Annotated in this window: 16 protein-coding genes and 2 rRNA genes; 17 read left to right on the top strand and 1 reads right to left on the bottom strand. The window is 42.6% G+C overall.

Annotated elements, in window-relative coordinates; genetic code table 11:
* The first annotated feature begins 190 nt into the window (after nucleotides 1–190).
* The 15 genes from ACH784_RS16275 to ACH784_RS16205 all read left to right on the top strand — a co-directional run bounded on the left by ACH784_RS16275 (nucleotide 191) and on the right by ACH784_RS16205 (nucleotide 23,420).
* Nucleotides 191–3,074 (top strand): 23S ribosomal RNA (locus ACH784_RS16275).
* Between the two features lie 92 nt (nucleotides 3,075–3,166).
* Nucleotides 3,167–3,280 (top strand): 5S ribosomal RNA (gene rrf / locus ACH784_RS16270).
* 265 nt (nucleotides 3,281–3,545) lie between these two features.
* Nucleotides 3,546–4,244 carry a DNA-3-methyladenine glycosylase I gene (locus ACH784_RS16265; RefSeq protein WP_404391957.1) on the top strand — a complete coding sequence of 233 codons (699 nt, stop codon included), beginning with the start codon at nucleotides 3,546–3,548 and terminating at the stop codon, nucleotides 4,242–4,244.
* Nucleotides 4,244–5,665, top strand: a complete 1,422-nt coding sequence (locus tag ACH784_RS16260) for a YdiU family protein (RefSeq protein WP_404391955.1) — start codon at nucleotides 4,244–4,246, stop codon at nucleotides 5,663–5,665. The genes ACH784_RS16265 and ACH784_RS16260 overlap by 1 nt, the downstream gene beginning before the upstream one ends.
* Nucleotides 5,665–7,455 carry an ABC transporter ATP-binding protein gene (locus ACH784_RS16255; protein WP_404391953.1) on the top strand — a complete coding sequence of 597 codons (1,791 nt, stop codon included), beginning with the start codon at nucleotides 5,665–5,667 and terminating at the stop codon, nucleotides 7,453–7,455. Before ACH784_RS16260 ends, ACH784_RS16255 begins: the two co-directional genes overlap by 1 nt.
* Nucleotides 7,456–7,580: 125 nt before the next feature.
* Nucleotides 7,581–8,648: an OmpA family protein gene (locus ACH784_RS16250; RefSeq protein WP_404391951.1), complete on the top strand. Its 1,068-nt coding sequence runs from the start codon at nucleotides 7,581–7,583 to the stop codon at nucleotides 8,646–8,648.
* 228 nt (nucleotides 8,649–8,876) lie between these two features.
* Nucleotides 8,877–11,474, top strand: a complete 2,598-nt coding sequence (gene acnB / locus ACH784_RS16245) for a bifunctional aconitate hydratase 2/2-methylisocitrate dehydratase (RefSeq protein WP_404391949.1) — start codon at nucleotides 8,877–8,879, stop codon at nucleotides 11,472–11,474.
* A gap of 195 nt (nucleotides 11,475–11,669) precedes the next feature.
* A complete protein-coding gene (locus ACH784_RS16240) occupies nucleotides 11,670–12,608 on the top strand; it encodes an autotransporter outer membrane beta-barrel domain-containing protein (protein WP_404391947.1) in 939 nt (312 codons plus the stop codon).
* Between the two features lie 2 nt (nucleotides 12,609–12,610).
* Entirely contained in the window at nucleotides 12,611–13,600 is a 990-nt protein-coding gene (locus ACH784_RS16235) for a hypothetical protein (RefSeq protein WP_404391945.1), read from the top strand.
* 220 nt (nucleotides 13,601–13,820) lie between these two features.
* On the top strand, nucleotides 13,821–18,287 hold the full coding sequence (locus ACH784_RS16230) for a PKD domain-containing protein (protein ID WP_404391943.1): 4,467 nt from the start codon (nucleotides 13,821–13,823) through the stop codon (nucleotides 18,285–18,287).
* Between the two features lie 113 nt (nucleotides 18,288–18,400).
* Nucleotides 18,401–19,204: a VOC family protein gene (locus ACH784_RS16225; protein ID WP_404391941.1), complete on the top strand. Its 804-nt coding sequence runs from the start codon at nucleotides 18,401–18,403 to the stop codon at nucleotides 19,202–19,204.
* A 56-nt stretch (nucleotides 19,205–19,260) separates the two neighbouring features.
* Nucleotides 19,261–19,926 (top strand): SDR family oxidoreductase, encoded by a 666-nt coding sequence (locus tag ACH784_RS16220; RefSeq protein WP_404391939.1) that lies wholly within the window; start codon nucleotides 19,261–19,263, stop codon nucleotides 19,924–19,926.
* Between the two features lie 113 nt (nucleotides 19,927–20,039).
* Nucleotides 20,040–20,405: a hypothetical protein gene (locus tag ACH784_RS16215; protein WP_404391937.1), complete on the top strand. Its 366-nt coding sequence runs from the start codon at nucleotides 20,040–20,042 to the stop codon at nucleotides 20,403–20,405.
* Nucleotides 20,405–22,747 carry a fatty acid cis/trans isomerase gene (locus ACH784_RS16210; protein WP_404391935.1) on the top strand — a complete coding sequence of 781 codons (2,343 nt, stop codon included), beginning with the start codon at nucleotides 20,405–20,407 and terminating at the stop codon, nucleotides 22,745–22,747. Before ACH784_RS16215 ends, ACH784_RS16210 begins: the two co-directional genes overlap by 1 nt.
* Nucleotides 22,748–22,799: 52 nt before the next feature.
* Nucleotides 22,800–23,420: a dUTP diphosphatase gene (locus ACH784_RS16205; protein ID WP_390449520.1), complete on the top strand. Its 621-nt coding sequence runs from the start codon at nucleotides 22,800–22,802 to the stop codon at nucleotides 23,418–23,420.
* A gap of 8 nt (nucleotides 23,421–23,428) precedes the next feature.
* Here ACH784_RS16205 and yrfG read toward each other — a convergent pair whose 3' ends face one another.
* Nucleotides 23,429–24,085, bottom strand: a complete 657-nt coding sequence (gene yrfG, locus ACH784_RS16200) for a GMP/IMP nucleotidase (RefSeq protein ID WP_404391933.1) — start codon at nucleotides 24,083–24,085, stop codon at nucleotides 23,429–23,431.
* A gap of 61 nt (nucleotides 24,086–24,146) precedes the next feature.
* On the opposite strand from yrfG, the gene nudE reads away from it, so the two are divergent.
* Together nudE and cysQ are read left to right on the top strand one after the other, a co-directional pair.
* Nucleotides 24,147–24,710 carry an ADP compounds hydrolase NudE gene (nudE, locus tag ACH784_RS16195; RefSeq protein WP_404391931.1) on the top strand — a complete coding sequence of 188 codons (564 nt, stop codon included), beginning with the start codon at nucleotides 24,147–24,149 and terminating at the stop codon, nucleotides 24,708–24,710.
* Nucleotides 24,711–24,713: 3 nt separating this feature from the next.
* Nucleotides 24,714–25,514 carry a 3'(2'),5'-bisphosphate nucleotidase CysQ gene (cysQ, locus tag ACH784_RS16190; protein WP_404391929.1) on the top strand — a complete coding sequence of 267 codons (801 nt, stop codon included), beginning with the start codon at nucleotides 24,714–24,716 and terminating at the stop codon, nucleotides 25,512–25,514.
* Nucleotides 25,515–25,538 lie beyond the last annotated feature (24 nt).

The raw sequence follows: 25,538 nt of genomic DNA, 5'->3' as shown, positions 1-25,538 counted from the left end.
GCTCTTTAAAAATTTGGAAAAGCTGATAATTAATTCTTTTAGAAGAAATTCTAAAAAGAGTTTTCAAAAGTAAAACAATGCCGATAAACATTCATTTGTTTATTAGCGTCTACTTTAGTATTCAATATTAACTTCTGGCGAAGTTAAAACTGTCTTTAGCAGTACAACTTAAAACTATTTTGGGTTGTATGGTTAAGTGACTAAGCGTACATGGTGGATGCCTTGGCAGTTGGAGGCGATGAAGGACGTACTAACTTGCGATAAGCCTAGTCAAGCCAGTAAGAGGCGCTTGAGACTAGGATTTCCGAATGGGGAAACCCACCTGCTTGCAGGTATCGTTAACTGAATACATAGGTTAACGAGGCAAACGCGGAGAACTGAAACATCTAAGTACCCGTAGGAAAAGAAATCAACCGAGATTCCGAAAGTAGCGGCGAGCGAAATCGGACTAGCCCTTAAGCTTTAGTGTAGTTAGTGGAACATTCTGGAAAGTTTGACGATACAGGGTGACAGTCCCGTACACAAAAACTTATCTAAAGTGAAATCGAGTAGGTCGGAGCACGTGAAACTTTGACTGAATATAGGTGGACCATCATCTAAGGCTAAATACTCCCAACTGACCGATAGTGAACCAGTACCGTGAGGGAAAGGCGAAAAGAACCCCTGTGAGGGGAGTGAAATAGAACCTGAAACCGTGTACGTACAAGCAGTAGGAGCCCTTCGAGGGTGACTGCGTACCTTTTGTATAATGGGTCAGCGACTTATATTTTGTAGCGAGGTTAACCGTTTAGGGTAGCCGTAGCGAAAGCGAGTCTTAACTGGGCGTTGAGTTGCAAGGTATAGACCCGAAACCCGGTGATCTAGCCATGGGCAGGTTGAAGGTTGAGTAACATCAACTGGAGGACCGAACCCACTAACGTTGAAAAGTTAGGGGATGACCTGTGGCTTGGAGTGAAAGGCTAATCAAACCGGGAGATAGCTGGTTCTCCCCGAAATCTATTTAGGTAGAGCCTCGGACGAATACTTACGGGGGTAGAGCACTGTTAAGGCTAGGGGGTCATCCCGACTTACCAACCCTTTGCAAACTCCGAATACCGTAAAGTAATATCCGGGAGACACACGGTGGGTGCTAACGTCCATCGTGGAGAGGGAAACAACCCAGACCGTCAGCTAAGGTCCCAAAGTGTATGTTAAGTGGGAAACGATGTGGGAAGGCTAAAACAGCTAGGAGGTTGGCTTAGAAGCAGCCATCCTTTAAAGAAAGCGTAATAGCTCACTAGTCGAGTCGGCCTGCGCGGAAGATGTAACGGGGCTAAACATACCACCGAAGCTACGGCTGCATACATTAGTATGCGGGGTAGGGGAGCGTTCTGTAAGCGGCTGAAGCTCAATTGTAAAGTTGGGTGGACGTATCAGAAGTGCGAATGCTGACATGAGTAACGATAATGCGGGTGAAAAACCCGCACGCCGGAAGACCAAGGGTTCCTATCCCATGTTAATCAGGGTAGGGTAAGTCGACCCCTAAGGCGAGGCTGAAGAGCGTAGTCGATGGGAAACGGGTTAATATTCCCGTACTTGGAATAATTGCGATGGGGGGACGGAGCAGGCTAATCAAGCATGGCGTTGGTTGTCCATGTGAAAGGCTGTAGGCTGGTGACTTAGGAAAATCCGGGTCGCTAAGGCTGAGAGTCGAGACGAGCCACTACGGTGGTGAAGTTGATGATGCCCTACTTCCAGGAAAAGCCTCTAAGCTTCAGATTATTTCGAATCGTACCCCAAACCGACACAGGTGGTCAGGTAGAGAATACTAAGGCGCTTGAGAGAACTCGGGTGAAGGAACTAGGCAAAATTGTACCGTAACTTCGGGAGAAGGTACGCTGTTGTTGGTGATGAGACTTGCTCTTTAAGCTGACGACAGCCGCAGTGACCAGGTGGCTGGGACTGTTTATTAAAAACACAGCACTGTGCAAAATCGTAAGATGACGTATACGGTGTGACACCTGCCCGGTGCCGGAAGGTTAATTGATGGGGTTAGTCTTCGGACGAAGCTCTTGATCGAAGCCCCGGTAAACGGCGGCCGTAACTATAACGGTCCTAAGGTAGCGAAATTCCTTGTCGGGTAAGTTCCGACCTGCACGAATGGTGTAACCATGGCCACGCTGTCTCCACCCGAGACTCAGTGAAATTGAAATCGCAGTGAAGATGCTGTGTACCCGCGGCTAGACGGAAAGACCCCGTGAACCTTTACTACAGCTTGGCACTGAACATTGAGCCTACATGTGTAGGATAGGTGGGAGGCTTTGAAGTGGCGACGCCAGTTGTCATGGAGCCATCCTTGAAATACCACCCTTGTATGTTTGATGTTCTAACATAGGCCCCTAATCGGGGTTGTGGACAGTGCCTGGTGGGTAGTTTGACTGGGGCGGTCTCCTCCCAAAGAGTAACGGAGGAGCACGAAGGTTGGCTAAGTACGGTCGGACATCGTACGGTTAGTGTAATGGTAGAAGCCAGCTTAACTGCGAGACAGACACGTCGAGCAGGTACGAAAGTAGGTCATAGTGATCCGGTGGTTCTGAATGGAAGGGCCATCGCTCAACGGATAAAAGGTACTCCGGGGATAACAGGCTGATACCGCCCAAGAGTTCATATCGACGGCGGTGTTTGGCACCTCGATGTCGGCTCATCACATCCTGGGGCTGAAGTCGGTCCCAAGGGTATGGCTGTTCGCCATTTAAAGTGGTACGCGAGCTGGGTTTAGAACGTCGTGAGACAGTTCGGTCCCTATCTGCCGTGGGCGTTTGAGAATTGAGAGGGGCTGCTCCTAGTACGAGAGGACCGGAGTGGACGAACCGCTGGTGTTCGGGTTGTGATGCCAATTGCATTGCCCGGTAGCTACGTTCGGAATCGATAACCGCTGAAAGCATCTAAGCGGGAAGCGAGCCTCGAGATGAGTTCTCACTTTAACTTTAAGTTAACTGAAGGGCCGTTGGAGACTACAACGTTGATAGGCTGGGTGTGGAAGTGTAGTGATACATTAAGCTAACCAGTACTAATTACCCGTGAGGCTTAACCATACAACGCCAAAGTGGTTTTAGCTCAGAAGCTAATATGAACTAGAGTAGAAGTTTTATAATTATCAGATTTTTTCCAGATTTTAACAAATTTGCTTGGTGACCATAGCGTTTTGGAACCACCTGATCCCATGCCGAACTCAGAAGTGAAACGAAACAGCGTCGATGATAGTGTGGGTCTCCCATGTGAAAGTAGAACATTGCCAAGCACCTATTTAGAGAAAGCCCGATTCGAAAGAGTCGGGCTTTTTTGCTTTAAGTCCCTCTTCAATTGCTAAAATAGCTCACTTCACCGTGGTTCGTCCTGACTACTTCAACTCTAGTTAAACTGACTAATTTCACCTTGCGCAAAGCAAATGTACTCGCCTTGCTCGCTGTCATTAACTTTGCACTATTTTACTTAATTCCTTTATGATTAAACACATTAGAGATCTTCAGCGTATTAAGCGTTTTAAATAATTGACAGGTATTGGTTTGGAATCCTTCAAAGAGATTTATCAAAGAGCATGTGAAAGAAAATTAGGTGAGCAAAATTTGAGGTTGTTGATATCTGCACCCCTCACACGGCAACAGCTGTTGTCACATTCAGATTCGCTTTGGCTCGAAGCATTTACAAAGAAAGTATTCCAAAGTGGTTTCTATTGGTCAGTGATCAATGCAAAGTGGTCTGGTTTTAAAGAGGTGTTTTGGCAGTTTGATATTGATGCGTTATTGATGATGTCACCTGAGCAACTAGAAGAAAAGTCACAGGATGAGCGTATCATCCGTAACTTCAAGAAAGTACAAACGATTCCGCATAATTGCTACATGATCTATGAAATTGCACAAAAGCACGGTTCATTTGTAAAGTTTATCGCTGAGTGGCCTGAAGATAATATTATTGGCCTTTGGGCTGAATTAAAGAAACAGGGGGCGCGATTAGGTGGTAACACAGGGCCCTACGCATTACGTGCGATGGGTAAAGATACATTTATTTTGTCACGAGATGTAGAGTCTTATCTTAGAGCACACAAAATCATTGATGGTGGTTTGCAAACAAAGAAATCTCTTACTGCAACTCAGTCTTTTTTTAATAAGCTAGTAGAAGAAAGTGGGTGGTCTTTAACTGCGCTAAGCCAGCTTATTGCTTATAGTGTTGGTGATAACTACGTTAATGTAGATGGGGGTGAATAATGCAGAATGATTATACGGCAATTACAGAAGGCTTTGCTGTTGATTACCCGATGACTCAACCAAGTTCAATCAAACTCGTTTTATTTAACAAAGAGCTGTTTGAAAGATTAGAGTTAAATTGGACAGAAGAAGAAATGCTTTCTTATCTCTCTGGCTCAAGAAGCATTGAGGGCATTCCAGCATCTGCATTAGCCTATTCAGGTCATCAGTTTGGTCATTTCAATCCAACACTTGGTGATGGTAGAGCGCATTACCTAGGAACTACCCAGAGTAATAGCTCCTTTGACTTACAGTTAAAAGGCTCTGGGGCAACACCATTTTCTCGAGGCGGTGATGGCCTTTGTGCGCTTGGCCCGGCAGTTCGGGAGTTTGTGATGAGCCAAGCTATTCAGTCACTTGGGGTTAAAACAACAGAGTGTTTGTCTGTAGTTACAACAGGTAACGACGTATACAGGCAGGGCTATGTGCCTGGTGCGGTAGTTTGCCGTGTGGCATCTAGCCATATTCGAGTTGGATCTTTTCAGTATTTAGCCTTACAGCAAGATAAAGCGGGTATGGAACGCTTATTAGAGCTTGCGATTAAGCGGCATTATCCACAGATACAATCTGAAGGCGATGATAGAGTTTGTGATTTTTTAAAGCATGTATGTAATAACCAAATCTCATTGATTATTGATTGGTTAAGAGTAGGCTTTATTCATGGTGTTATGAATACCGATAATTGTTTGGTGTCTGGCGAGACCATCGACTTTGGACCGTGCGCTATGCTTGAGGCTTTCGATTTCAATGCTGTATTCAGCTCTATAGACAAACAAGGTCGCTACGCATTTGGCCAGCAACCAAATATCGCGCACTGGAATTGCGCACGTTTAGCTGAATCACTGATGTTAATTATGGCCTGTGATGAAGAGCAAGCACTCGCTAAATTGACTGATGTACTGAGTGATTTCTCTAAGTCTTTCAACGCAGCCTATCATACTATGTGGGCGCAGAAGCTAGGGTTACCAGAGTGGCAAGATTCAGACAGCGAGCTGCTCTCGGAATTGTTGGTGTTAATGAAGAGTCACCAACTAGATTACACCAATACTTTTGCTGCTTTAACATCATTTGCAATAAACAAAGAAGGACTGTTTGCACTCCCTGCAGAATTGAACGAATGGTTAGTAAAATGGAGGAAAAGGATCTCAGAGTTTGACGCTGCCGAGGTGGCTACTTTGATGTCAAAGGTAAACCCAGCCATTGTTCCTCGTAATGAATTAGTTGAAAAAGTCATAGGGGAATTTTATGAAAAAGGACACAGCCCTTTACTTGAAAAGTGGCTACCCATGTTAAAGAACCCATATGATTATCAAGAATATGACCAAGTATTTACTGCGCGTCATTCGAAACCTGAAACCTATCAAACTTTCTGTGGTACATAATGCAAATACGTTCTGGCGAGCCGCTAACTTGGCAAACAATTAAACAGAGTGTGCTTGCACACCGTAAGTCACTTACTTATGCCCATATCATTGCACTATTGGCCGCGCTGGTCAGTGTGCCTATCCCCTTAATGATGCCTTTATTAGTCGACGAAGTTCTACTCGAAAAGCCTGGGGCAGCCATTGAATTTATGAATACGCTTCTACCAGATTCTGCACACAATGCAGTTGGCTATATTCTCTTTGTGTTATTGAGTGTTGTGCTGATGCGCTTATCTGCGTTGGTGTTGGGTGTTCTGCAATCTCGACAATTTACGATTATTGGAAAAGACATCAGTTTTCAAGTTCGTAGCTTGTTGTTAAATCATTTACCACTCGTGCAACTCAAGGAATATGAAACTCAAGGTGGTGGTGCGATCAGTTCGCGCTGCATTACAGATGTCGAAACACTCGATAACTTTATCAGTCAAACCATGTCACGGTTTCTAATTAGTTTGTTAACTATCATAGGCACTGCGGTGATTTTGCTTTGGATAGACTTAACATTAGGGGCCATTATTCTACTGTTGAACCCTGCAGTTATTTATTTTTCTAGACAGTTTGGTAAACGCGTTAAAGATCTAAAGAAAAAAGAAAATGGCGCATTTGAGGCCTTTCAATCTTCACTGGTAGAAACTTTAGATGCGATTGCGCAGTTAAAAGCAATTCGTCGTGAAGGAAAATACTTCGAGCAAGTAAAGGCAACAGCAAAAGATCTAAAGCATTATTCTGTTCAATCTCAATGGAAGACTGATGCCGTCAGCCGTCTTAGTTTTACTATTTTCCTGCTCGGTTTTGAAGTATTTAGAGCCATTGCGATGATCATGGTGGTGTTTGCCGACCTAACTGTTGGGCAAATTTTCGCGGTGTTTGGCTACCTTTGGTTTATGATGGGGCCAGTGCAAGAGCTATTGGGTATGCAATATGCCTACTATGGTGCATCCGCTGCATTACAGCGTTTGAACCAAGTATTTGCCTTTGAAACGGAGGAACCTGCATCTACTCCAAGTATTCAAGCATTTAAAAACCCGCAAGTAGATATTCGTTTTGAACAGGTTAACTTTGGTTATCACAGTGAGCAGCCGGTACTAAAAAACGTTTCTATGCATATTCCTGCGGGTAAGAAAGTGGCGGTTGTGGCTGTTTCTGGCGGCGGTAAATCAACGTTAGTGCAGTTGTTACTTGGTTTATATGAGAAGCAATCTGGCAGCATTCTTATTGATGATAACCACATTGAGCAGGTTGGCTACCCGCAAGTGAGAGAGCATGTTGCGACCGTACTACAACAACCCGTTATGCTGAATGCCTCAGTAAGAGAAAACCTCTCAATGGGCGGCCAGTTTACCGATGATCAATTATGGCATGCTTTGGCCATTGCAGAGCTCACAGACGCCATAGAAAAATTAGATCAGCAGTTAGATGCTTTAATTGGTCGAAATGGGGTGCGTTTGTCAGGGGGTCAAAAACAACGTTTAGCAATCGCTAGAATGGTATTGGCTGATCCGAAAGTGGTTATTCTAGATGAAGCAACATCAGCATTAGATATAGAAACCGAAGCTAAAATTCATCGCAACCTAACTCAGTTTTTAAAAAATCGAACAACTCTGATTATTGCACATCGACTGAGTGCAATTTCTCAAGCTGATTTGATCTATGTATTAGATGATGGTGAAGTATCTGCGTTTGGTGAGCATAACGCTTTGATAAAAAAGAAAGGTTTGTATCAGACCTTGTTTTCTCACCAATTGTAATGTGAATGTTAAATGAACACTTTAATATTAAAGTATTAAGTAAAGATTAAGCTTTGCTCTTCTACTATAATCACACACAAGCGATGAACGGAGTCGCTTACCATTATGATAAACGGGGAATGACAATGAAATTAAGAATGCTAAGCCTTGCAGTAGCTATTCTAGCTACATCAGCAGTAAATGCAAAAGAGCAAAAGGAAGGCGTATACCTTGGTGTATTTGGTGATTATTACAAAGCTAAGTGGCAAGAAATTCGTGATGCCGCAGGCGTAAATGTTGATGACTCTACATCATGGGGTGCAGAACTAGGTTATCGTTTTAATGACTATTGGAGTGCGCGTTTAGAGTACGCAGATATGGACTTTGATCTATCAGGTGCACAGAACGGTTCTCTAAGTGGTGATCGCATCGGTGTTGATGGTCTTTATCACTTTAATGGTGGTCCTTTCTACGCGCTATTTGGTCTTAAATCGATTGATGCATATACATCAAACACTTTCGCTAATGTAGGTGCAGGTTATCGTCATCATTTAACAGATAACTTATTTGTAAATGCTGAAACAGCACTTTACCAAGGCCTAGATCGCGGTTATACAGATGTAGGTGTGAAACTAGGTATTAACTATGCGTTCGGTGCTTCTCCTTCGCAACCAGTTAAAGCAGCGCCTGCGCCAGCCCCAATTGCTAAGCCTGAGCCTAAGCCAGAACCTGTAGTTCAAGCGCCAAAAGATGCCGACAAAGATGGTATCATTGATGCGGAAGATCGCTGTGCTAATACGCCAATGACAGACGCAGTGGACGCAAGTGGCTGTACGCTTTATAAAGATGAAGAAGTGACGGTTAGCTTATTGGTTCGTTTCCCGAACAACAACTCAGCTGTTTCTCAGCAATACTTAGATGATATTGATGCTGTAGTGAAATTCTTAAATGAATTCCCTGAGACAACGGTACGTTTAGAAGGACACACATCTGCAGTCGGTAAAGCAGAATACAATAAGTGGCTTTCTCAAAAACGTGCAGATTCAGTTGCTAAGCAATTAATCTCAGAAGGTATTGATGCAAGTCGAGTAAGTGCAATTGGCTACGGTGAAGAGCGTTTAAAAAATACAGCCAACACTGAACAAGCACATGCACAAAATAGACGTGTTGAAGCAAAACTTATTTCTGTTAAACGTGTAAAAGTTAAGCGTTAATCGCAGTTCATATTTTAGAAAGCCAGCTTTTGCTGGCTTTTTTCGTTTTGGCATATATTTATCTTAAATCACCAGACGGCATTTTATTCACCAAGTTAATATCGACTATAGTGTGAGTTTCAATATGAAAGATTTTCAAGTCAAAATAAAGCCCCTATACTGGTTATGAAATATACCAAAAAGCTGTTCAAGCTCTTTTGGTATTCAAGACAACAGAGGGGATATATTGTGCTTCAAGATTATCGATCACATGTTGAAGAACGTGCATTGCAAGGAATTGTTCCTAAGCCACTCGATGCGCAACAAACTGCAGATCTAATAGAATTAATAAAAAATCCACCTGCAGGTGAAGAAGAATTTATTTTAGATTTATTTGTTAACAGAGTACCGCCAGGTGTTGATGAAGCAGCTTATGTGAAAGCTGGATTTCTGGCTGCTTTAGCAAAGGGAGATGCTAGTTCTGCACTGATATCAAAGCAGTATGCGGCCGAATTACTCGGCACCATGCTGGGTGGCTATAACATTGCACCTATGATTGAGCTACTAGAAAACAGCGAACTAGCGCCAATTGCAGCGAAGGGGCTGTCTCATACCTTGCTCATGTTTGATGCTTTTTATGACGTTGAAGAAAAAGCGAAAGCTGGAAATAAATATGCTCAGCAAGTAATTGAATCGTGGGCGCACGCAGAATGGTTCATTTCAAAACCAGAAGTGGCAGAAAAAATGTCAGTGACGGTTTTTAAAGTCCCAGGTGAAACAAATACTGATGATTTATCTCCTGCGCCGGACGCCTGGTCTCGTCCTGATATTCCTTTACATGCATTGGCAATGCTCAAGTTGGAGCGTGAGGGTATTAAGCCTAATAAAGCCGGTGAAATTGGTCCTATTTCTCAATTAGAAGAACTTAAAGCAAAAGGTTTACCATTAGCGTATGTCGGTGATGTAGTGGGTACTGGTTCATCCCGTAAATCTGCAACCAATTCAGTCTTATGGTTTATGGGAGAAGATATTCCTTATGTCCCAAATAAGCGAGTTGGAGGTGTTTGTTTAGGAGGCAAAATTGCCCCTATTTTCTTTAATACCATGGAAGATTCAGGGGCATTACCAATAGAGCTGCCTGTTGAGTCATTAAATATGGGGGACCAAATAGATATTTACCCTTATGAAGGCGTTGTTAAACGGCATGGTACAAACGAAGTAATTTCAACTTTTAAGTTAAAATCTGATGTGATTTTAGATGAGGTCAGAGCGGGTGGACGTATTCCGCTTATCATTGGTAGGGGTCTAACAGACAAAGCAAGAGCTTCACTAGGTCTAGAGCAAGAGTGTATCTTTAAAAAGCCTGCGCCGACTAAAGATTCAGGTAAGGGTTATTCTCTGGCACAAAAAATGGTGGGTAAAGCATGTGGTGTTGATGGCGTTCGCCCAGGACAATATTGTGAACCGACTATGACAACGGTTGGGTCGCAAGACACGACTGGCCCGATGACAAGGGATGAATTGAAAGATCTCGCTTGCCTAGGATTTTCGGCTGACTTAACCATGCAATCGTTCTGTCATACCTCAGCGTATCCAAAACCAGTTGATGTAAATACCCATCATACGCTGCCAGATTTTATGATGAACAGAGGAGGTGTCTCACTGCGTCCGGGAGATGGTGTCATTCATTCGTGGTTAAACCGTATGCTATTGCCCGATACTGTGGGCACAGGCGGTGACTCACATACCCGTTTCCCTTTAGGTATATCATTTCCTGCAGGCTCAGGTGCTGTGGCGTTTGCAGCTGCAACAGGGGTTATGCCGCTTGATATGCCTGAATCTGTATTAGTGCGTTTTAAAGGTGAGATGCAAGCTGGGATCACACTGCGAGATTTAGTACATGCTATTCCATACTATGCTATCAAAGCGGGTCTATTAACCGTAGAGAAAAAAGGCAAAGTGAATGAGTTTTCTGGGCGAATTCTAGAAATAGAAGGAGTTGAACACTTAACCGTTGAGCAAGCATTTGAGCTGTCAGATGCATCAGCAGAGCGCTCGGCTGCAGGTTGTACAGTTAAGCTATCTCAATCATCAATAGAAGAATACCTAAACTCTAATATTGTCATGTTGAAATGGATGATCTCTGAAGGGTATGGGGATGTTCGTACTATTGAGCGTCGTATTAACAAGATGCAAGCATGGTTAGAAGATCCGAAACTGATGGAAGCAGATGCAAATGCCGATTATGCACACGTACTTGAAATTGATCTTAATGATATTAAAGAGCCAATACTTTGCGCGCCAAATGATCCTGACGACGCACGATTACTATCTCAAGTGCAAGGCGAGGAAATAAACGAAGTGTTTATTGGCTCTTGCATGACGAACATTGGTCATTTCCGTGCGGCAGGTAAGTTACTTGATAATTTTAAAGGGCAATTACCGACGCGAATGTGGATTGCTCCGCCAACTAAAATGGATCGCGACCAACTAACTGATGAAGGGTATTACGGTATCTTTGGTCGAGTAGGTGCGCGAATAGAAACACCAGGATGCTCATTATGCATGGGGAATCAGGCACGTGTGGCTGATAAATCAACAGTCGTGTCTACTTCAACACGTAATTTCCCGAACCGATTAGGCACAGGTGCGAATGTTTTCTTAGCATCTGCGGAGCTTGCAGCGGTTGCCGCTATTCTAGGTCGATTACCAAATGTTGAAGAGTATCAAGAATATGCAACAAAGATTAATGCTACGGCAACAGATACTTACCGTTATCTCAATTTCCATAAAATGCCACAGTACACGCATAAAGCAGACAAGGTGATTGTTCAACAAATTGTATAGGTTTATTTTTTAAATTAGATACTTAAGCAAAAAAGCCCACTTTACGGGTTTTTTGCTTTATTAAGCGTAAGTTAATAATCCACCTTGACTCCATGGTGCTGTGTATTAAAATTATCCAGTAATTGTAATAAGTTGTAATCAAGGATTGAGATAAACTTAACCTTGGATTACTCACTCTTCGTTCAAGGTCATATTATGAAAAAGGCTTTTCTCCTTTCTAGCGCGCTAGTTTCAGCCAGTGCAGTTGCTGCACCAAACCCATCATTCAGTGAAATTCGATTAGGTTTCGAACGCATCGATTATAGTGAAAAACTTGATAATGTTGCTGGTATAACTGATTTGGAGCAATCAGCTTCAGTGACCAACCCCGCGATTCGTCAGCTTTCATATACTGGGATAGATGATGATTGGGGTTTCTACATAGGTAGTGCAGCAACAATTGCCACGTCAATTGATACTGAGGTTTGGAATGCCAAAGAGTTCGGTGACGTTCAGCAGAATGACTTTAAAATAAAAGCGAATGAAATAGCACTGTCAATGGCTTACAACTTGACTAGAGCAACTCAAATCACATTCGGTGCACGTATTCATACATCTAGCTTTACGCGCTCTAGCTTTAAGCTTGGCTCTGCAGCGAAAAGTTTTGATGAAGCGTTAAAAGCTTTAGGTGAAGGGGATGAATTACCAAGATTTGATTTGCCAGGGCAAAGAAAAGAATCGACGGATGTATTAGCTGATAATCCAAGTTACCTCGCACCAGTGATTTCAATTACAGAAGATCAGATGGGAATCTTAGGCGCGGTCGGGATCCGCTATGACAGTCGATTAGCTGACGCTTTTAATGATGTAAGCTGGTACGCCGAAACAGAAGTGAGTACACCATTTTATTCAAGAACCCAAAATACCAGTATTGAATCTGTCACTTTGACTGACAGTTTTAATGGTTGGGGAGTAATGGCAAGAGCGGGTGTTCGTTATCAACTTAAAGAACATATTGCGCTGATGGTTGGTGTTGATGCGCAATACAAAGAGCGTGACAAAATCTCTGAAGAAATAGATGGGCGTCGTCGTACGGTTCCTAACATCAAATTTGAAAATGTATCCTTTTCAGCAGGCTTGCAGTGGAGCTACTAAGAATGAAAAAAACAGCAGTTGTTTTAGCTATCGCAGCTCTGACTTTATCAGGCTGTAAAACATTAGATGCAGTACCTGGAGGTTTGGGTAATTTAGTCGGTACTAAAGAAGTCGATCAAGCTCAAGTACAGGCCGTATACAATAAAGCTCAAGAAGCCTATTTATCAGCCCAGTCTTCAATGCAAATCGTGGCGACTGAATCTTTAAGCGATTTTGATCCTGAAAGAATTAAAGACGCCAATAAAGTGTGGAGCGATCTGCAAGAAGAATTTGCTGAATTACAAGGCAAACCAGAGCGCGCGATTGAGAAGGCTTCCTTATTTTCATCAAATACTGTAGCAGATGAAATAATGGAACAATCTCAGCAAATAACCACTTTGGTGTCAGCAGCTCAAGCTTCAAAAAATGCCATCGTTGCTGTTCTTGAGCCTGTTAGAGCTCACTTTGCTGTGTTAGATAAAATTGATGCGAAAAAGAACTTTGAAAAGCAATATGCGCAATTAGTTTCTCGTCATGAAGAGTTAAAAGAAATGCTGATTGAGGGTGAGCAATCTAAAGTTGAAGGCTATTTACCTGATTTAAATAATCGTTTGCATAAACTTGAGCAGGATGCAGTCGAAAAGTTTTATCTAGGCGAAGTGCTTGCTGATTTAAAAGTTTTGGCTAACTCGGATAAATCAGATGTATTGCCATCTGTTTTTGTTGATGCAAAGAATGCGGCTGAATTAGCTCAAGCATTTGCAAGAAACAATGTTCGTCAGTACCAAGATATTGAAGCGAAGACACTATTAGCTCAGCTTCAAGTTAAGCGAATTAATAGCTTATTCAGTGAGCATATTAGCCGAAAGGAAGCACTGAAAGATGACACCGTTGAGGTACAGCTTTTAGGTTTAGAAAAGCAAATTTATCAACTAACTCAAAAAGCAGGGTTGGGTGATTTACGTCACTTAAGCTTCACTGAACAGTTAGCAGAATTAAATAAAGCTAATTAAGATTGCAATTATTAAGTGCGCTATATGCGCACTTTTTGTTTCAAAAATACATCCTTTTATAACTTTCTGTAATTACTCTCCCGTTTTAAGAATATTTAAAGAATCTTCTTTATTTGAGACTACTTTAGTTCAAAAAACATCCTACTCTTATTGTGCAGTAAATTTAAATAAAGTGCTTTAAACAATCATCGCACTTATATAAAACAGCACAGGACAAGCCATGAAAACAGGAATCAGAAATAACTGGCGAACATTCATTACGCCTATCGTTTTTAGTTTAGCATTATCAGCATGTGGTGGAGGTGGTTCAGATGGCACAGACCCAACACCTACTCCCACACCAGAAAATAAAGCGCCAACGGTTAGCATTGCAGAGTTACAAGAAGCAAAAGAGCAAGAGGCATTCACCTTATCTGCAACAGCAGCAGACAGTGATGGCGCGATTTCAAAATACCAGTGGTCAACAGATTCTGCGTTAGACTTCACTTTATCTGGTGCTGATACCAACGAATTAACAGTCACCAGCCCCGATATTTCAGAAGACACGACCGTAACATTCAAGCTGGTGGTCACTGACAATGGCTCTGTGGCAAAGACAGCAGAAGCAACACAAACGGTAGTTATTAAGCGCAGGGTTTCATCGGTCACGATAACAGGTATCGTCACTGACAAACCTATTGCGAATGCAAATATCACTCTCTCGGCGGGCGATTCATCAGTTCAAGTTCAAGCGGGGACAGATGGTGGGTACTCTGGTGAGTTGGTTGTTGATGAGTCCGAAGTTAAGAATCTTGTGCAAATTAAAGCTCAAGGTATTGGCGAGCAGAGTAATGTTGAATTCTGGTCATTGCTTAATTCAGTTGAAACGGTGATAAGTCAAGCGGGTGATGATGGCGTTTTACAAAAAGAAGAAAACTTCTCGGTAAATGTTACCAACGTCACAACGGCTGAATATGCAATTATTAGGCGTGAAGGCGAAATCCCTAAAGATGACGACGGATTAAAATCAGCGCTTCTTAATGTTGATGCTGATGAAAAGTTACAACTTGCAACCTTAATCAAGGTCGTGGTGGATAATCCTGATTTTTCATTGCCTGAAGGAGTTGAAAATACCTTACAGTTAGTATCTTCAACTGAAACGGCTCAGGCATTTGAAGCGCAAGTAAATGAAAAAGATCCGACAATAATTGAAAAGACTAAGAATGAGATAAAAGAAGATACAGATCTAGTGACTGGGCCTACAGGTACTCTAGTGGGAGCATATATCTTACAGTCCCCTCGGTATTACAATAATCTCGCTTATCACATCACTTTAAATGCTGACAATACTGGCATCATCAATGGTATTAATGAGCAAACCATAGCTAATTGGGAGCTCGATGGTAATAAACTGTCACTTACACTCGCCGCACCACTTAAAAAATCGGTTATAGAAAATACTTTAGATGATCAATCGAAACAGCGCGTCGAAACCTATGTGACCAGCTTGAGTATGTTGGTGCTTGGTGAAAACGAAGTATTTAGAACAGTTGAAGTAACTGAAAGTATTTATCAAGTAATAGATAGTGTTGAGCAAGACCCTGAAACTGTAACTTATATCAGCAATCTAACTAGTAAGTTACAAACAGCACAACCCACAGCAGAAATATTAACAGCAGGTGGAGGTGTTTGGTACTTAGATTTAGACGACAGAGATTATACCATCAATGACGATCCTGAAGAGCAAGTATCTAAGCTGATTTTCAATGCCGATGGCACAATCACGACGGAGTTCTCAGATGAGGAAGTGACCTGGCGAATTGAAGGTCGCGCCATAGTTGTCGACTATAAAGACTTTACCGATGACACCAAGCAAACGCTTGAATCTGAAGGTTCAGTTTCAATTTGGTTGACCAAAGTGCTAGGTGCAGGGTATCAAATCGTAACGCTAGATACGGCCGATGATGAATGGCCTAATACCGAATATGGGTTATTAATTAAACCTTCAAGTGTGACAGTGAATAAAACTACAATGTCGGGTCGCTGGCATGGTTTCTATGGCTTGAACCAAAGTTACTACATGGACCTATATCCAGATGGATCAATTTACTTTGGTTTAGAGCGCAGTGATTATGTGTGGGATATTGATGGTAATACCATGGTGCGCAAGGTCTACATGAAAAATGGTAGTCGTGTTGAAAGCTGCGAAGAGGAGCGTGATGACTGTACGTTAGTCGGAGTGACTAATCATGAGCTTCTGGCAATGGTAAATGGCCGCTATTATGTAAAACGCACATTCATATGGATGAATGAACAAGGCATGATGGAAGTCAGCGAATCTGCACTGTTTATCTTTGAATATGACAGTGACTTAAGTATCACTGCATTTGATCAGACATTACCAAATTATGGTGATACCTATGTATGGGTACAAGATGCCATGGGTAACTTGATGATGGTGATGATGAATCGTGATAGTGAGGAATTCGATGGTGTCATCACCTTTGGAGAGCGAAGTTATAACTTTAACTTCGAAGGGGGCAATATTGTTTATTTGGTTGATGGTGCTAAGTATACCTTAGAGATAATAGACAGCTCTCAAGAATACATTCAGGCATGTTTATACCCTTCTTCGGGGCTGACATTTGACATAGCAGGTGAAGGCTCTGTTGGATTCCATCAAGTTGGATTCGCTTCTTCAGGTTTAGAAGGGGTTTGGGAACTAGCGAATGAAAGTGTCATTTTCATGTTCCTACCAGACAACAGATACTTTGCCATTCAATGGGCAGAAGAAAATGGTTTCATAGGTTTTGAAAGAGGTGCTTATACAACTGACGGTACCAGCATTACATTTGAAACTGAGCAAAACCATGATGGCGAAGCCTTGGTGTGTGATGCGCCAGCGGGGCAGGGCTGCTCAGGCGTTTCTTTCGAATACAGCGTTTCTGATTCTGAGTTTGTTTTGGGTGGTACCGGTGAGGGAGCAATTTCTTTCAGTAAAGTGAACTTTGCCTCAGAAGGTGTCGAGGGCACATGGGGGTTATTGGATGATGCAGCTTTACTTATGTTGTTACCTGAAAGTCGCTATTTTGCTATCCAATGGGCTGAAGAAAATGGTGATATAGGCTTTGAACGTGGCAGCTATCAAACAACAGATGCGCAAATAACATTTGATACGTTGCAAAATAACGACGGAGGAGCGTTAATATGCGATGCATCTGTCGATGCCACGTGTTCGAGTGTCACTTTTAATTATACTCTACCATCGGGCTGCACCGATGATTCCATGGTGAAGATCTGGAAGCAGATGCCACTAATGGGCAATTCAATTATTAATAACTCGGATCTTTATCTAGGTGAAACACTAGGCCTAAGCTTGAACCGTTGGGGCAATGGCACAGTTAAAACTAATATGGGCGAGCATGAAGTCTATTGGTATGTTGCACCTGAAGGTTTGATTGAAGTGAACTTCCAAAATCCAGAAGTCATTTATAGTAACTCTACTGGATCTAGTACAGTTGAACACAAGCGTTACGGCTACAATATTAAGTTAGATACAGTTGATCCTATGAAAGTGTCTGTGACTGACAAAGTAGATGTTTATACAGATGGCAACATGACTGGCTCTAACAATCATGATTTTATGGCCAATCTCTACTATGAAAGAGATTTCATAGATTTATCAAACGTTGACTTTGTGGGTAAATGGGTTGCTTTCGACAGAGCCGATGGAAATCAAATAAGCCGAGTTGAGTTTATGGCTGATGGAACAGGTAATGTGACATCCACGTTTGATGAGCCAGATGAAGATGGGTCATTTACTTGGTCTGTCACTGATCGGGCATTGCATCTCAAATTTGGAGACAGTGAAATCGATAAGATCCATTTGTCAAAAGACTTAACGGTAGGTTATCAGTTTATCGATGACTATATTGACACTGCGAATTTATTTGATAGCCAGATTATCTCAGGGTTGTTAATTAAAGATATGAGTCCTCAGCTAGCGAAAGAAGATTATGTTGGTCGATGGGTTTACTTTGATGGTTCAGAACAAGTCAGCGGCCAAAATGGCACTGAAATCTACCCTGAAGATGAGGATGATTCTTATCTGACATTTGTATTTGGTACAGGAAAAAGCTCTTATCAAGGCCGTTATGAGGATGGCCAAGTTGTCCGAGCGCGTTATGTAAACCCTAATACGCAAGAAAGAACACGGTTCTGTGAACCGTCATCAACTTGTGTGCTCGAAGCTGAAATGCGCTATCAAATGGTGGCTGAGCATGAAGGTCGTTACTTCTGGGCAAGAGAGTTCAGTAGTTTTGATGCTGACGGAAAAGAATATCCTAATTCTGGCGTCATATTCGTTGGTGAGCGTAACGAATCAACGGATATTGAAAAACTAGAAACCTATCACTTATGGTTCACTATGTATCAAGCTGAAGGTAGCAGCTCTGTGGCATGGTCTATGACTTATTCAACAAATGAGAGTGATGAAACTACGGGCGACTTAACTGTCGGGGACGGTAGTCCAATGCCGTTTACTTTCATGGATGGTAAACTTGAATTAGTTATGGACGGGAACGACACTATAATTGAGCTTGTGCCAGGCAGTAACAACAAAGATGGCTTGACCTTGTGTAAGTATCTAAAAGGGAATACTTGTACTGTACAAGATCACGTGCCTCTATTCTTTAGTCCACCGAACTAATCGCTATATTTAAGTTTTGAAAGGCCCGTTGAGGGCCTTTTTTGTTACAACTACTTGCTAATTAAGCACTACTCAACTAATAAGTTAGTGCAAACAACAAGAAGGAATTAACTATGGCCAAAGTCACTTCATCACCCATTTCAGCTTTTTGCTGGGCAGAATTATGTTCATCGGATTGGGCTGGCGGAAAACAATTCTATACACAACTCTTTGACTGGCAGTTTGACGATCAACCCATTGGTGAAGATTGTTATTACACTATGCTAAAGAAGCAAACTGATGATATCGCAGCCATGTATCAAATGATGCCTGAGCAAAAAGAGGCAAATATTCCCAGTCATTGGTTAGGCTATATTGCAGTCGAAAATGTTGATGCCATCGCCGATAAAGCAAAGCAGCTAGGTGCAACGGTCATTCATGGCCCATGTGATGTGATGAGTGCGGGTCGAATGGTGATGATAAGCGATCCAGGCGGTGCATTTGTGGCATTTTGGCAAGCCAATGAGCATATCGGTACACAACGCATATTAGAGAAGAATACGCCTTATTGGCATGAGTTGGCTTGTCGAGGCAGTGAAAAAATCGGTCAGTTTTATAGTGAGCTGTTAGGTTGGCAGATCCAAGTCGAAAAAATGGAACACATGGATTACACCTTGTTTTGTAATGAACAGGGGCCTGTTGCAGGCATGCTCGAAATGACCGAAGAGTGGGAGGGCATTCCACCACATTGGATGATCTATTTTGCTGTGGCTGATTGTGATGCGATGTCTGAAAAAGCGACGTCTCTAGGTGGGCAAGTTTGTGTGCCGCCCACCGATATTCCAAACATTGGGCGTTTTGCCGTTATCACAGATCCGCAAGGCGCAGTATTCTCAATTATGCAGTCTTGTAATGGCGATATTGATTTGAATGCTTGATATTAAAGGAATTTGCCCCAAGTTCAGTAAGCATTAGAAAATGCTAGGAGAATACAATGACAAAACATGTGGTGATTACTGGGGCAAATCGCGGTATCGGCCTTGAGTTCGCTAAGCAGTATTTAGCGCAAGGTTTTGAAGTAACTGCAGTTGTTCGTAAGCCATCAACTGAGCTAGAAGAATTATCGGTTAACATCATCGAAGGTATTGATGTGAGCCAAGGTGATGATGTTGCTCGATTAGCATCAGCGCTGAGCGGTAAGTCTATTGATGTGCTTATCAACAACGCAGGTATTTTTCAAAATGAAAGCCTCGCCAATATGGACTTTGATGCCATTAATGCGCAGCTTCAGATCAATGCGGTGGCGCCTGTGCGAGTCACACATGCTTTGCAAGCTAACTTAAACAGTGGCAGTAAAGTGGCGATGATCACAAGTCGAATGGGCTCAATCGCTGATAATGGCTCAGGTGCTTATATTGGCTATCGTATGTCAAAAGCGGCACTCAATGCAGCAGGTGTCAGTTTAGCGCATGAACTCAAGCCTAAAGGTGTAGCCGTTGCCTTATTACACCCGGGTTTTGTGCAAACTCAGATGGTTAATTTCGCCGGAGATATCTCACCTCAAGTTGCTGCAGAGCGATTAATACAACGTATTGAAGAGCTGAACTTAGATAATACAGGCAGCTTCTGGCACTCAAACGGTGACATTTTACCTTGGTAAAATAGAGCATATAAAAAAGATGAACAGATGGCAGGCAATGCTTTCTGTTCGTCGCGTGTTCAGGTTAGGTTTGCTAAACTTGTGGCAATGATCACTTATCCTGAACAATTATCATGGAATTAGAACAAAACACACCACTCACACTGCCGCTTTTTTTACTTGATGAGCATATTGAGCAGCGCGACCTAGAAGCCTCTGATTTAACGTTGAGTGTAATCTTAGACGAAACATTACTTGCCAACCTGTGCCAAAACCCAGCAGAAGATCAAAGCATCAGTATTAATTTAGAAACCTACCAGCTATTTGCCGATAACTCTGATTTTAAACCTGTGATCAGCGAAGCACATCAAGCTCAGTTACTACTTAACCGAGGTCCTGTATTAAGTGCCGTGGTAAGTAGTGGTGAGCAAGTTTTTATTTCTCCTCCAGTAGAAATGATGCCGACATTTGATCTAGGCGACGAAGAAGAGGAGGCGTAATGCCTTTTAAAAAAGGATTTGTTTTTACTTGCCTACTTTTTCTAAGTGGTTGTGTTGCACTGGCAGCCAATCACTACGAGACTTTGTTTGGGCCAGCACAAACACAACAACGTGAAGTCGTTGCAAATACCCCTCATGCGACGCAATATCTCAATGACGTAAAGCCGATTATTGAGCAGCGCTGTGTGGTGTGTCACGGTTGTTACGATGCACCCTGCCAGCTAAAGCTCTCTTCTCCTGAAGGCATAGACCGCGGCTTGAGTAAGGAGCCCGTGTATGATGGTACTCGTTTATTGGCGCAAACACCGTCACGTTTATTGATAGATGCCACATCTACACAACAATGGCGCGATAAAGGCTTTACTGCGGTGCTTAACGAACATCAGCAAAGTGCTGATGCAAACTTAGCAGCCTCTGTGATGTATCGTTCATTGTTATTAAAACAAAATACTGAATTGCCCGCACAGCAAGTGCTAGGTGATGAATTTGATTTTAGCCTAGACAGAACGGCCACTTGCCCGAGCATCGAAGAGTTCGACAATTATGCGCAAAACCAGCCTCATGCGGGTATGCCTTATGGTTTACCAGCGTTAGAGCAAAGTGAATTTGCTGTACTACACGATTGGTTAAAAAGCGGTGCTAAAATGGCCCAGATTGCGCCGCCGACCTTAACTGAGCTTGCACAAATCGAAATCTGGGAAGCTTTTCTAAATCAAGATAATTTTAAGGCGCGTTTGTCAGCGCGTTATATTTATGAGCATTGGTATTTAGCGAATATTTACTTTGATGAAGCCAATAAATCAGACTCACCGAGCTTTTTTAAATTAGTGCGCTCAAAAACGCCGCCGGGGCAGGCGATTGAAATTATCGCGACGCGCCGACCTTTTGATGATCCAAACGTTGAGCGCGTATATTACCGTTTTCAACATCAGCGTAGCACTGTCTTGTCGAAAACCCATATGCCGCTGGCAATTAACGAGCAAAAGTTGGCGCGTTTAAAAACACAGTTTATTGAAGCGGATTATCAGGTTTCGAGCCTGCCAGGCTATGCACCTGAGGTCGCTTCGAATCCGTTTAAGAGCTTTGCGCAGCTACCCGTTAAGTCTAAATATCAGTTTATGCTAGACGAAGCGCATTTGATCATCAGTGGTTTTATCAAAGGACCTGTTTGCCGTGGTCAAATTGCATTGAATGTCATCAACGACCACTTTTGGGTTGCCTTTGTCGATCCTGAAAAAAATAGCTCCCCAAAAATGGCCGAGTTCTTAATTCAAAATGACGATGAACTTGCGCTTCCAGCTGCTGAGCAAAGCAATGCCTTACCCCTTTCAAGTTGGGCTAAATATGCAAAACGCCAGCATGAGTACTTAAATGCCAAAACGAAATTAGCGAATCAGGTGTTTGCCGATGGCAGCAATTTAACCACAGACTTAATTTGGCAGGGTGAAGGGCATAACCGTAATGCAGCACTCACGGTATTTCGCCACTTCGACAGTGCCACTGTGGTAAAGGGCTTTGTTGGCCAATCACCAAAAACCATGTGGCTATTAGACTATGCCTTGTTTGAGCGCATTCATTACTTGCTGGTGGCCGGCTTTGACGTGTATGGCAATGTAGGGCATCAGCTTATTACCCGTTTATATATGGACTTTTTACGCCTTGAGGGCGAGCAAAACTTCATTAATTTACTGCCGCAAGCTGAAAGACAAAAAGTCAAAAATCACTGGTACCGTAAGTCGCATTTAAGCTTAAGTGAGTTTATAAATCGTAAGACCATTTTAGCTGCCCCGACGGGGATACAATTTACCACCGGTGAGCCTAAGTTAGAGCTATACACTAAGTTTAAACAGCATTTGCAGCCTATCTTAAGTGAGCGCTATGCCTATAACTTAGTACCTAAGCCATTGGCAAAACTCAACGCGTTGCCGAGCAAAGCAATTAATTTACTGCCTCAAGTGTCATTTGTTTTGGTTAAACACGGCGAGCAGCATAAAGCGTATACGCTTATTCACCATAACGCGCACTACAATATCTCAAGTTTATTGAATGAAGAGGGCCAGCGAGCTTACGATGAAGATACCGTGACCTTAGTGCCGGGTTTCATTGGCGATTACCCCGAGGCTATTTGGTATTTGCCGAATTCGGATCACGTACAAAGCTTTGTTGAAAATATGCATAGCATGCAAAGTGAAGCCGACTACAGGGCTCTAAAGCAGAAATTTGCAATACGTCGAAGTCATCCGCAATTTTGGCAATATAGTGACCTGTTGCATGAGGTGGCTAAGCAGTACAAGGGTATCGAATATGGTGTGTTCGATTACAATCGACTTGAGAACAGATAACTCTGTTGGGTATTATAGCCATTAATTAAAAAACGAAATTAGGAAGCGCACCATGTCTGCGAACACAACAAAGCTAGTCGTTATGCTAGAAATGCAAAACGCCATGAACACTAAGGTTCATGAGCAATGGTTTAACCAAGGGTTTGAATGGTATCGCGCTATTTGGGTTGAGTGTGCTGAAATGCTAGACCATTACGGTTGGAAGTGGTGGAAAAAGCAAACACCAGATACTGAGCAAGTGATTTTAGAGCTAGTGGATATTTTCCACTTCGGCCTATCGCTACGTATTGATGGCGTGAAAAGCTACGAGCAGTTAGCAACAGAACTGGAAAAAGAATTAAGTGAGCCGCAACTTGCTGAAGACTTTAAACAAACACTTGAACAACTTGCAGCGAGCGCTGTGGCTGATAAGTCTTTCAACGCGCAAGCGTTTGCTGGCTGTATGCAGCAAATTGGTATGAGCATTGATGATTTATATCGTGGTTATGTGGGCAAGAATACCCTGAATTTCTTCCGTCAAGATCATGGTTATAAAGATGGTTCTTACATTAAGGTATGGAATGGTCAAGAAGACAACGAGCATTTAGTTGAAGTTGTGAAGAGTCTAGACACAGAGCATGCGGATTTTGCTAAGCAAGTTTATGCAGGGCTAGAAGCGCGTTACCCTGCATAATAATTGTTCTAAGCTATCGGCAATAAAGTGCGATAGTCCGTAATTGATAAATAGCCAGTGATGTCTTTCACTGGCTGTTTGCTATCTGGGTTAGCAACCGCCAATAAGTGCTCAATGCCAAATTGTTTAGCTGAAGCTAATACGCTTAAACTGTCATCGACAAACAGAGTTCTGCTTTTATCAAAACCCAAATCAGCTTGAACTTGCTGCCATAAACTTTGGCTTTCTTTACTCACGCCATACTCATGGGTTGAAATCAGCTTGTCGAGGTATTGATCAAACTGCGTACGCTCGACTTTTAAGCTTAAGCTATCGGGGTGTGCATTGGTCAGTAAAATGAGTTCTTTTCCTGCAGCTTTTAACGCCTTTAAAAACTCGGGTACGTCGTCACGTATAGTGATCAGATGCTGTATCTCACGCTTCAGTTCCATGATGGGCAGATCGAGTTCTTTTTGCCAATAATCTAAGCAGTACCATTGAATTCTTCCTTCTACAGCTTGGTAGCGTTTTTCTATATCAGCAAAAGCTTCTGTGACACTGATATTGTGTTTTCTTGCGAGCTGTTCGGGGATCACATTTAACCAAAAATGGTTATCAAAATGCAGATCGAGCAGAGTGCCGTCCATATCTAATAAAACGGTATCGATTTTTGACCAATTTAACATAGGCATTTGTCGTTAAAGGCTTTATGATTAAGTTAACTGCCATATTAGCAAATAAACGCCTATGTCACAGAAAAAGCATCCAAACCCACCTGAAATTATCCACTGCGATGTAGTGGCCAAAAGTAAACTCTTTACCGTTGAAGCATTAGATTTGACCTTTTCAAATGGTGAGCAGCGTCAATATGAACGAATTCGAGGCGGTGGCCGAGGTGCTGTGATGGTGGTGCCAATCACCTCAGACAACGAGCTTTTATTAGTCAGAGAATATTGTGCGGGCACACATAACTATCAACTCGGCTTTCCTAAAGGCTTAATTGACCCAGGTGAAACTGCAAAGCAAGCTGGCAACCGCGAGCTAAAAGAAGAAGTTGGCATGGGCGCAGAGCAGTTTGATGAGCTAAAAACGCTGTCACTGGCACCAAGTTATTTTAATGCGCGCATGCACATTTTGGTTGCGCAAAATCTTTACCCAGAAAGTTTAGAAGGTGATGAGCCTGAACCGCTGGTGGTTGTAAAATGGCCATTAGATGAATGGCAATCCTTGCTTGAGCAAGAAGACTTCACTGAAGCGCGCAGTGTGGCAGCGCTTATGTTGTTACAAACCTTCCTAGCAGCAAAGGAGTAACATATGCAGTCATTATTAGAGCCTTGTATTGAGCTTGCCCAAAAAGCAGGCCAAGCCATTATGGATATCTATAAACAAGATGACATTGGTCAGCAAGAAAAGTCAGATCATACACCGGTCACCAAAGCTGATTTGGCCTCAAATGATGTATTGATGGCGGGCTTAAAAGCTATGGCACCCGATATTCCGATTATGTCTGAAGAAACGCCTATTCCAGCCCTTGAAAAACGCCGCGAGTGGCAGCGTTATTGGTTGTTAGATCCTATGGATGGTACAGGCGAGTTTATTCTGCAAAGTGGTGACTTTGCGGTAAATATTGCATTAATAGAAAACAACAAGCCTGTTTTGGGGGTCATTTTCTGGCCTGCTAAAAATACCACATACTTTGCTTATGCAGGTTTAGGTGCATTCAAACGTGTGGGTGAAGAACAACAGAAAATTAGCGTTGCCTCGCCTGATAACTTAACTTTGGCGGTGAGTCGCAGACAAAAACTCGAAGCAGTAAGCCAGTATTTGAATAGCCAATTTGATACCGTTGCGCTTGGTTCATGTTCACTCAAAGCGTGTATCATCGCTGAAGGCAAAGCCGATTGTTTTTTACGAATTGGCCCAACAGGCGAGTGGGATACGGGCGCTTCACAGGTAATTGTCGAAGAGGCCGGTGGCTGTATCACTGATTCTGAGTTTAACCCTTTAACTTATAATCAGCGCGAAACCACAGAAAACCCAGATTTTATTGTAATGGGCCACCCTGATTGGCAGTTCCAGAAATTGATCACGCCACATCAAAGAGCTATAGATTAACTTGTATGTTTTTTATCTCATTGT

The sequence above is a fragment of the Pseudoalteromonas phenolica genome (assembly GCF_044788725.1).
In the GTDB taxonomy this organism is placed as follows: domain Bacteria; phylum Pseudomonadota; class Gammaproteobacteria; order Enterobacterales; family Alteromonadaceae; genus Pseudoalteromonas; species Pseudoalteromonas phenolica_C.
Note: the sequence above shows the minus strand (reverse complement) of the source record. Positions and strands in the feature narration are given on the sequence as shown.

Bases quoted from the DNA above. Each gene is read 5' to 3' on its own strand.
- cysQ (WP_404391929.1), top strand. From the start codon at position 24,714: ATGCAGTCATTATTAGAGCCTTGTATTGAGCTTGCCCAAAAAGCAGGC.
- ACH784_RS16235 (WP_404391945.1), top strand. From the start codon at position 12,611: ATGAAAAAAACAGCAGTTGTTTTAGCTATCGCAGCTCTGACTTTATCA.
- ACH784_RS16240 (WP_404391947.1), top strand. From the start codon at position 11,670: ATGAAAAAGGCTTTTCTCCTTTCTAGCGCGCTAGTTTCAGCCAGTGCA.
- yrfG (WP_404391933.1), bottom strand. From the start codon at position 24,085: ATGTTAAATTGGTCAAAAATCGATACCGTTTTATTAGATATGGACGGC.
- ACH784_RS16215 (WP_404391937.1), top strand. From the start codon at position 20,040: ATGGAATTAGAACAAAACACACCACTCACACTGCCGCTTTTTTTACTT.
- ACH784_RS16250 (WP_404391951.1), top strand. From the start codon at position 7,581: ATGAAATTAAGAATGCTAAGCCTTGCAGTAGCTATTCTAGCTACATCA.
- ACH784_RS16255 (WP_404391953.1), top strand. From the start codon at position 5,665: ATGCAAATACGTTCTGGCGAGCCGCTAACTTGGCAAACAATTAAACAG.
- nudE (WP_404391931.1), top strand. From the start codon at position 24,147: ATGTCACAGAAAAAGCATCCAAACCCACCTGAAATTATCCACTGCGAT.
- ACH784_RS16225 (WP_404391941.1), top strand. From the start codon at position 18,401: ATGGCCAAAGTCACTTCATCACCCATTTCAGCTTTTTGCTGGGCAGAA.
- ACH784_RS16210 (WP_404391935.1), top strand. From the start codon at position 20,405: ATGCCTTTTAAAAAAGGATTTGTTTTTACTTGCCTACTTTTTCTAAGT.
- ACH784_RS16260 (WP_404391955.1), top strand. From the start codon at position 4,244: ATGCAGAATGATTATACGGCAATTACAGAAGGCTTTGCTGTTGATTAC.
- ACH784_RS16205 (WP_390449520.1), top strand. From the start codon at position 22,800: ATGTCTGCGAACACAACAAAGCTAGTCGTTATGCTAGAAATGCAAAAC.
- ACH784_RS16220 (WP_404391939.1), top strand. From the start codon at position 19,261: ATGACAAAACATGTGGTGATTACTGGGGCAAATCGCGGTATCGGCCTT.
- ACH784_RS16230 (WP_404391943.1), top strand. From the start codon at position 13,821: ATGAAAACAGGAATCAGAAATAACTGGCGAACATTCATTACGCCTATC.